Annotated in this window: 7 protein-coding genes and 1 pseudogene; 5 read left to right on the top strand and 3 right to left on the bottom strand. The window is 40.7% G+C overall.

Annotated features, from left to right (window positions below):
- From GTQ43_RS40100 to GTQ43_RS40090, 3 genes and pseudogenes are all read right to left on the bottom strand, one after another.
- Window positions 1-525: pseudogene (locus tag GTQ43_RS40100) on the bottom strand (helix-hairpin-helix domain-containing protein); the annotation flags it as partial.
- A gap of 216 nt (window positions 526-741) precedes the next feature.
- Entirely contained in the window at window positions 742-1695 is a 954-nt protein-coding gene (locus GTQ43_RS40095; RefSeq protein ID WP_265278192.1) for a ParB/RepB/Spo0J family partition protein, read from the bottom strand.
- Between the two features lies 1 nt (window position 1696).
- A complete protein-coding gene (locus GTQ43_RS40090) occupies window positions 1697-2449 on the bottom strand; it encodes a ParA family protein (protein ID WP_179070380.1) in 753 nt (250 codons plus the stop codon).
- Between the two features lie 254 nt (window positions 2450-2703).
- Here GTQ43_RS40090 and GTQ43_RS41640 point away from each other — a divergent pair, with 254 nt between their 5' ends.
- From GTQ43_RS41640 to GTQ43_RS40065, 5 genes are all read left to right on the top strand, one after another.
- Window positions 2704-3297, top strand: coding sequence for a hypothetical protein (locus GTQ43_RS41640; protein ID WP_321162570.1), 594 nt, complete (start codon window positions 2704-2706; stop codon window positions 3295-3297).
- Between the two features lie 50 nt (window positions 3298-3347).
- Window positions 3348-3860: a hypothetical protein gene (locus tag GTQ43_RS40080; protein ID WP_414859201.1), complete on the top strand. Its 513-nt coding sequence runs from the start codon at window positions 3348-3350 to the stop codon at window positions 3858-3860.
- A gap of 411 nt (window positions 3861-4271) precedes the next feature.
- Window positions 4272-5231, top strand: a complete 960-nt coding sequence (locus GTQ43_RS40075) for a ParM/StbA family protein (protein WP_265278190.1) — start codon at window positions 4272-4274, stop codon at window positions 5229-5231.
- Between the two features lie 5 nt (window positions 5232-5236).
- A complete protein-coding gene (locus tag GTQ43_RS40070) occupies window positions 5237-5527 on the top strand; it encodes a hypothetical protein (RefSeq protein ID WP_265277490.1) in 291 nt (96 codons plus the stop codon).
- Between the two features lie 154 nt (window positions 5528-5681).
- Window positions 5682-8891, top strand: coding sequence for a DEAD/DEAH box helicase (locus GTQ43_RS40065; protein WP_265278189.1), 3210 nt, complete (start codon window positions 5682-5684; stop codon window positions 8889-8891).
- Window position 8892: the final 1 nt, after the last annotated feature.

Raw genomic sequence — 8892 nt, 5'->3', positions numbered from 1 at the left:
TGGTAGAAACGCCATGCCCCTGGAGAAACACCATTACTTCTTTGATGGCTTTTTGACTTGACAGGCGTTTTTAATGAGAGTGATCCGCTTTTTGGCAATACCCTGGACTTCAATCAGTCGTTCAATCTGATTTTCGATGATGTCCAGGGTTTCAAGCCCGAAGTGAGCAACAATCCGTCTTGCTGTGACTGGACCAACACCTTTAATCAGCCCACTACCCAAGTATTTTTCAATTCCGGTAAGCGTTGCTGGTTTGGTTTCTTTGTAGTTGACTACTTGGAACTGTGGCCCAAATTGTGGATGGTCACGCCAGAAACCAGTTAGTTGTAAAGTCTGCCCTGGCTGAATATTGGCGAAGCTGCCGACAATTGTTGTGAGTTCGGTACTACGTGGGCGAGTCAATCTTGCCACGGTGTAGCCTGACTCAGCAGAGTAAAAAGTTAAACGTTCTACGACTCCGGTGATTGTTTCGTTTTGAGGAAAGGCGCTTACTTCTTGAGGGGCAAGATTAGGAGGAGTGGACATTGCTTATGATCCGATGCCGCAGACTATTATAGTACTGGGATTCAGTTCAATCATAGTACATAAATACTATACTCTTTTGAGATTACAATAATAGTAGATGATAAAGTCGAAAATGCTGCTTCGCTTCACCATACGATGACTACGAGCGCAAGCTATGCAAGCTACGCCTCAAAGGTTGGTGAGGAGAGTGAAATATGTTGTAAAAAACCATAGATTTTACTCTAATAAAGCTTCAATTTGCCCTAACAACTTATCTAAAACTTTTGCTTTATTAGGATCTTCCCAGATTTTAGCTTGCTTAACTCGCTGATAGGCTTCCTTCATCCGATTAGGAAGGATATTCGGCTGAGAAGACTTAGGAGGTTGAACTGATTGAATGTAACTTTTGATATCTCTAACTGAAAGATTTTCTTCAATAGTTTTCACTAGAAGTTGATGTCGCTGATCTTTGTCTTTCAATTGAGCGATGATACGAGCTTTGGTATATTCTAGTTGTCCTTGGCGCAAAGTTTCTAGAACATCTTTAGGTAAATTTAGTAAAGGTAGGCGATGACTACGAAAACTGTCTGGAGTCAACCTACCTATTACTGAAAATATCTTTTCTACCATTTCCCATTGGTTACGAACAACGTTGTTCGTAGTTTCTGTTTTTTGCTTTTGTCGGTTAGCAATATGATTGAGTAGGGAAATAACTTCTCCTTGAGAGCATTCCAAGCGGATAGATAGCAGTTGCAAAATAGCTTCAGTTTCCTCAACCGGATTTAAATCTTCCCGTTGCAAATTTTCGAGGAGGGCGACTTGGAAAGCATCTTGGTCATTGAGATGGCGGATAATAACCGGAACTTGCTCCATTCCAAGAGTTTGAGCCGCACGGTAGCGACGTTCACCAGCAATCAATTCATAATTACCGGATTCTAACGGTCGGACAAGCAGTGGCTGCAAGATGCCATGTTCACGAATAGAAGCAACTAGGCTTTCCATTCCTTGAATTGAAAAATAACGCCGAGGCTGATGAGCAGCTAGGTGAATTTGAGTTATTAATAAAGATTGTTCAATAGATTCGTTTTCCGAGAGTTGAGGATTATTGGTAACTCCTACTAAGTCAAGGAATTGTCTGGTTTTATTCGGAAATTCCATTTCATCTGCCATTGACAAGCGCCGCTTCGCCATATTACTCCTGTTCTGCCATTTCCCTGGCGATTTCTTGATAAGGTTCAATCAATTTTCTTTCTGTGGTATATCGATGAATTGGTTGACGCGCCAAGTTGGACTCTGGAAACTGAACAGACTTAGGAACTGGTTCAAAAATTTTGACCCCAGGAAGTTTAGTTTTAAGAGTTTTGAGAGCATCTTGGGTCGTGAGTGTACGGTCTGCCATTGTAGGCAAGACTCCTAAAATTTGCAAATTGGGGTGAGTGTCTTCATCACGAAGACTTTCGATAGTTTCCAATAATTGTCGTAAGCCTTCTAAAGCAAAAAACTGACATTGAACGGGGATCAAGACTGCATCTGCTGCCATCAGTGCATTTAGAGTCAGCATACCTAAGCTAGGTGGGCAATCAATGAGGATATGAGCAAATTCTTGCCGTAAAGGATTCAACTTCTTTCTCAGGATTCGGCTATTATCTGCCGAGGTCAAAATTTGCTTTTCTCCAGATGCAAGAGATATGTCAGCCGGAATCAGCTTGATTCCGTACTCGGTGTCAATAATAGTTTCAGATGCGCTCTGTTTACGATCTGTAAGTACTTCATAAGCAGTCTTCTGCCCTGGCTGAATCTTGATTCCTAGACCCGTGGTTAAATTACCTTGGGGATCAAAGTCAACTACAAGGCAGGAGGAACTTTCTGCCAGCAATCCACTTAGTGCGATAGTAGAGGTTGTCTTGGCTACTCCTCCCTTTTGATTAGTAACTGCGATAATCATATTTTCTTAGTACTATACGATTTTTGATGAAAAAACATATATTAGTTACAGAATGAACTGATTCTATGACAATTTAAGTAGACCGCAAAGATTTTCACAAGTTTTACACCAAAGTAATGAAAAACTAATGCTCCAAATTGCTTGTCACCTAAAAAGCTAACTATACTTTCGTTCTGGTGATGAGGGGCGATTTAGTGAAATAAATTGGCGGTTAAAATACACTCATTTCCCAAAGTTCTGGAAAGAAAGTTCTGATGAAGTCTACCGAGCGATCGCCCAAGCCACCTAAACAACAGCCAAAACCCAACGACCCAAGTCCAAAGCTTGACCTTGTAGCTTATAAACCAGTAGATAAACAGCAGCCAATCTCTCAGCCTAACATTACTCCCAGTGTTGATCTGCCGTCAGTTGAGCAGCCAGCCCAAGCAGAGGTAATACCTCTTGTAAGGTCAAAGACAAACGCTGCTGGAAAACCGCAACATTTAGAGAAAAGTAAAGCCAAACGTACCTCTGCTGACAAGAGAAAATCCAAATTACCGCAACAGCCCAAGCAACAGGGTCAATTGACAAAGAGCGATGAAGAAGAAGAATTACCGCCAGAACCCTGTCAGCACATGCAATTCCTGGATTGCAACTCGGAGGTAGGGCGTGTGATATTCGAGTGCTACCACTGCAAGCAAGGGATAATCAGCGAGTACACTGGAGATCCCGTAATGGGCGAGTACAAAGGACGACCTTCAGTGATTTTCACAAAGGTAAAATGCCCCAACTGTGAGCAAACAGCGATTAGGCTGGAAGCAAGGGAAGTGCTTTCAACAACAGCGATTCCTTCTCCTTGGCAGCAATGACCACACACTTTCTTCAAGAGTCACTGGTGTAGAGATATTAACGATTGATAATGCAAATGAGATTTTTACCCTCAATAATAACTGCACTAACGGCACTGACACTAGCTAGTTGCAGCACTACTACTGCTGAACAGTATGAAGCTACAGCGCTCACCAGTTACTCCTGGCAAGTTAAGTATGCTAATAACCTAACAGGTCAACCACAACCACGCACTGAAACTTTTGCTAATACTTCAGTGTTGAATCGGAATGGATTGAAACCACCAGGAGCAGTTGTTGGCCCAGATGACAGAGGGTTATGGTGGCCTACTTTACCGCCGCGACCAAGTGTTGATGAAGTTGAACAACGTAAAAGGCCTCAAGAAGAGGCAGGCAAACCTGAATTAATCAAAGATGTAAAGTACAAACTGACCTATGGAGTGGGTAATTCTCAGCAGACCCTACCTACTAATTATGATGTTTATCGGCAAGTAGTAAAAGCTTATCCCCAAAAAATTCCTTTGGAATTGACTTTGGGTGTGAATGATAATTCAGTAGAGAAAGCTGAACCTGTAAGCAAGTAGTAACCCACTCGTTACGTAGTCAGCAAGAAGTTAGAGTGAAAGACTGAATTGTTTTTCAACAAAAAATTGACATTAAAGTATAAATCAAAGAGTCAACAACGATCTAATTTAATTTCTGCTGCGTTGATAAAAAAGATTTCAAAAATTCCTTCTGGGGGCTATATGGGAGCTATATATACCCCAACAACAGATCAGGACTTTGGTTACATTTTGACCCCTATATAGGATATACATAGGTGCTAAATGGGGTATATTTGACTGGCTGACAATTTGTACCCCATTTAGCCCCCAAGGGGTTATGATAAGCTCTTGAGATTAGGCAAAAAAAGGGAAGTTATTTTATTCTTCTTTCTCTTGCAGATCACTTCAACAGATAATTTTCACAAATCAAAGTGTATTACCTTTGTCTTTATGTCAAACATTCACACGTTACAAAAAATTTTTCCTGCGGGTTTCGACAACGGTTACGGAAGTCTCAAACTTTTAGTCGAAGGTTTTGAAGTGGTTCGTGTCCCCAGCTATATAACCAATGCCGAGATGGAAGATGTTCCAGGGCGTGTAGTTTTTAACGGCACTGCTTACACTGTTGGAGAGTCTGCTTACCGTACAGGAAATTATTTTGACCGCAACACAGACAATAATGAAAATAAAGTCAATAATGCGTTGTTGACTTTATTGGGTGCCTTGGCACATCTGCCACACCGTAAGGCTTGGCACTTAAAATTAGTCGTCAGTTTACATGATGTTGGTCTGGCTGAAGAACTACAAAAAGTACTCAATGGAGAATATCAGCCAATACTTGCTGGCAAACAATCAGAAGTAAAAGTAGAAGTGCTGAAAGTTGTACTAGAGGGTATGGGTGCATTGTTTGGGCATCCACTACCGAAAAAATTAACCATTTTAGACTTTGGCAATGGAACAACCCTGTATTCTCGTTACAACCGGGGTCAACGAGAAGTTCACACCGCCTACCCCATCGGTGTGGAAGTTCTCATCGATGATATCTCCCAAAAAATGAAACATCTAAATGGAGGAAAAATCGGAGATCCTTCCATTATCCGATTTTGTCTGGAAATGGGGCATACCCGATACAGCCGTGACATCGATATCAAAGATATATACAGTGCTTCTTTAAAAGATTGGTATGAAAAATACTTGAAGAAAGTGGTGAATCTGACACTGGATGCCAAGCATCAGGGGGATGAAATCTGGGCGATTGGTGGAGGTTGCCTTTTACCAGGATTCAAAAAGTTGTTAGAAAAGAATGGCTTCAAAATCCTGGACAATCCGGTAGAAGCCAATGTCTCTGGGCTTTTAGAGATGGCAAAAACTATTTTTGCCAAGAACCCAACTACTACATCTCTTAAGTGATCGCAATGGCAGACAAACTTGACTTAACCCCAGAAAAAGTTCGGATCAAAGATAGCTACCGTGAGCGGATATTTGCCGAATCACAGCAACTAGGCAAGAGTTACCTGGAGACGCTTTACTTTATTATTGATTGCTATTTTGCTTTCAGAAAGGGTGCATTTCCCACACAACAAGCGACTTTCACCCCGATTAATACAGAAGATAACAAACTCACCTATTGGAGTTCAACTCAAATTACAGAGGAGGAACAAGAGGATTCTGATGGAGAAACATTCAGCCTTGACTTTGATTTGTAGCCAAAATGTAGGATTTATGTCTGATTTCTGAACAAGCGATCGCACGATAGCGTAATCGCTTTCTTTTGCATAAAGAAAATAGTTCTAGCACCTCTGTTTGCTAAAGTAGTTCTAAGGCGCGTGAATTTCCAAACAATCCAGAGGCATTATCACTATGAGAATACTTCATGGCACCTGGATACCAAAGGAGGAAACTGACTTTATTCAGTCAGGGTCTTTTTACTTGTGGGTAGAAACTCAATTATCCCAAAAAAGTCACACCAATAGTCAACAAATTCATCCTGGACATTTGCTTAAATCCGAATTAATCGCCTTTTTAGTACAGGAATTGGGAATTAAAGAACACAATACTCAATTTGTTCAACGCATATCTCCTAAATACTTTGCCTTACCAACCACCAATAATCAGCCCCTACCCTCACCAGAATTAACCAAGTATTTAGAAATTGAGTTGACTGATAGTTATGAAGAATTCCAATACTGGCAGGTAGATTGTTATGAAACAGTAGTGTCTACCAAAAACGTCACAGCACTTAATATTATCAAACTACTTAAAGATATCCATTTTTTAGCAATATATAATGCCGAGAAGTTTCAAATTGGTTCAGATTTATTATTTTGGTATCATTACACTCAGAGTTTTAAACAAGTAATCCTCAAAGACCAATTTATTCCCGCCCTAAAATATCGACAGTTATCATCGAAAAATCCGAAGAAAAAAGGCAAAAGCAAGACTGATAAAGCAGCATTTGAAATTTATGCCACCTGGGAAATTATTTCCGAACAATATGAAGCAAATATTCTTAAATATATTGAATATATGCCACTAATCTGTGTGGCAGGTACAGGAAAAACTAGCGATCGCATTGAGTTTTTTGATCGAGAAACACTATTGCGTCACTTTTCCGAATATGTACTTGATGATTTAGTGACTCACACCCCATCTACAGCCGCTTTTGACAAACAAATTGCTGATTCTCTAATTGAATCTTGCTTTTCTCCTCGTCAGCATAATCCACTAACAACAAATACTGCCCTCGAGGAATATCAGCAATGGTTGATGTGGAAAACCAAAATTACCCGCACTCAAGCTGATTCACCTTTTCATCTGTGCTTCCAGTTACATTCTCCTGATAATGAACAAATAGACAATTGGCAAATTCAATTTCTAGTAGCCAGTAAACAAGATCCATCCTTGAAGTTAGCGTTAGCAGACTACTGGACAATGAATCAATTTACCAAAACTGCTGTACATAAAGATTTTGGTAAAGATTTTGAAACAAATTTACTGCTGAATCTGGGGTATGCAGCCCGGATGTATCCCAAACTCTGGCTTGGGTTGGAGACAGATAAGCCAACAGCAATGCAACTTACCTTAGATGAAGCATTTGACTTCCTTACTGAAAGTGCTTGGGTACTGGAAGACTCAGGATTCAAAGTAATTGTACCTGCTTGGTATACTCCGGCAGGTCGTCGTCGCGCCAAAATTCGCCTCAAAGCATCGGGTAGCAAACTTGCTGCAACGAAAGGGGAAACAAAAAGCTATTTTGGCTTAGACTCACTGGTGGAGTATCAGTATGAGTTGGCGATTGGGGAGCAAACTGTCACACCTATTGAATGGGAACAACTGATTAATGCTAAAACTCCCCTAGTGCATTTTCGCGGTCAATGGATGGAATTAGACCGGGATAAAATGCAGCAGTTACTCGACTTTTGGCAGTCAAAAGGCTCCGAACAACCCCAGATGACCTTACTGGAGTTTCTACAACGCAGTGCTGAATTGGGGTCAGAATGGGAAATTGAACATGACGAAGCTTTGTCAGAGATGATAGCAAAGCTACAAGATAAAAGTCGCCTAGAACCAATTTCTGAACTTGATAATCTGCAAGGCACACTCCGAGAATATCAAAAACGTGGTGTTTCCTGGCTACAATATCTAGAAAATTTGGGATTAAATGGCTGTTTGGCAGACGATATGGGTTTAGGTAAATCCGTGCAGGTGATTGCCCGATTAGTGCAAGAGAAGGAGTTACATTCAGCTCTGAAAGTAGGAGAAAAGATTACTTCTTTATCTGCCCTGCCTACACTATTAATTGCCCCGACTTCTGTTGTCGGCAACTGGCAGAAAGAAATTGCTAAATTTGCGCCTCATTTAAAAACTATGGTGCATCATGGTAGCACTAGGCTGCAAAATCTAGCTGACTTCAAAGCTGCTTGTAAACAAAACGATGTGATAATTAGTTCTTTTACTTTAGTCCGCAAAGATGAAAAGTTATTGAGCGGCATTGAGTGGCAACGTTTAGTACTGGATGAGGCACAAAATATTAAAAATCCGAAAGCTGCCCAAACTAAAGCTATTTTAAAATTAAGAGCTAAACATCGGCTGGCATTGACAGGTACTCCTGTAGAAAACCGCTTACTGGATTTATGGTCAATTTTTAATTTTCTCAATCCTGGTTACTTGGGTAAAGAAGCCCAGTTTCGGAAAATTTTCGAGATTCCGATTCAAAAAGACAATGACCGCGTGAAATCTGCCACCTTGAAAAAACTGGTAGAACCTCTAATTCTGCGAAGGTTAAAAACTGACCAGTCTATTATTAATGACTTGCCAGATAAAGTGGAACAAAAACTCTACACTAACCTGACCAAAGAGCAAGCATCGCTTTATGAAGTGGTGGTACTAGATGTCGAAAAACAATTGCAATCAGCAGAGGGAATTCAACGCAAAGGATTGATTCTTTCAACGCTGATGAAATTGAAGCAGATTTGTAATCATCCAGCCCAATTTCTGCAAGATGGGAGCGAATTTTCACCACTGCGTTCGCACAAACTCAGTCGGTTAGCAGAGATGGTTGAGGAGGCAGTTGATGAAGGAGAAAGTTTACTCATTTTTAGTCAATTTACGGAAGTGGGTGAAAAGATTGAGAAACATCTCAAACACAGTCTGCATTGCAATACTTACTATTTGCATGGTGGCACTAGTCGCCCACGTCGAGAACAAATGATTACCGAATTTCAAGACCCAAATACAGAACCATCGGTTTTTATCCTTTCCTTGAAAGCAGGGGGCGTAGGTATCACCCTCACGAAAGCCAACCATGTCTTTCACTTTGACCGTTGGTGGAACCCAGCAGTTGAAGACCAAGCAACTGACCGTGCTTTCCGTATTGGTCAAAAAAAGAATGTCTTTGTGCATAAATTTGTTGCCATTGGAACTCTAGAAGAGAGAATTGACCAAATGATTGAGGATAAGAAAAAACTCTCTAATGCTGTTGTTGGTAGCGATGAATCTTGGCTCACCGAATTAGATAATGAAGCCTTTAAGCGGTTGATTTCATTGAATAAGAGTGCAATTTTGGAGTAGA

The organism is Nostoc sp. KVJ3 (assembly GCF_026127265.1).
GTDB lineage: Bacteria > Cyanobacteriota > Cyanobacteriia > Cyanobacteriales > Nostocaceae > Nostoc.
Note: the sequence above shows the minus strand (reverse complement) of the source record. Positions and strands in the feature narration are given on the sequence as shown.

Excerpts from the sequence above, each read along its gene's own strand:
- GTQ43_RS40065 (WP_265278189.1), top strand. The coding sequence starts at position 5,682 with ATGAGAATACTTCATGGCACCTGGATACCAAAGGAGGAAACTGACTTT.
- GTQ43_RS40070 (WP_265277490.1), top strand. The coding sequence starts at position 5,237 with ATGGCAGACAAACTTGACTTAACCCCAGAAAAAGTTCGGATCAAAGAT.
- GTQ43_RS40080 (WP_414859201.1), top strand. The coding sequence starts at position 3,348 with ATGCAAATGAGATTTTTACCCTCAATAATAACTGCACTAACGGCACTG.
- GTQ43_RS40090 (WP_179070380.1), bottom strand. The coding sequence starts at position 2,449 with ATGATTATCGCAGTTACTAATCAAAAGGGAGGAGTAGCCAAGACAACC.
- GTQ43_RS40075 (WP_265278190.1), top strand. The coding sequence starts at position 4,272 with ATGTCAAACATTCACACGTTACAAAAAATTTTTCCTGCGGGTTTCGAC.
- GTQ43_RS41640 (WP_321162570.1), top strand. The coding sequence starts at position 2,704 with ATGAAGTCTACCGAGCGATCGCCCAAGCCACCTAAACAACAGCCAAAA.
- GTQ43_RS40095 (WP_265278192.1), bottom strand. The coding sequence starts at position 1,695 with ATGGCGAAGCGGCGCTTGTCAATGGCAGATGAAATGGAATTTCCGAAT.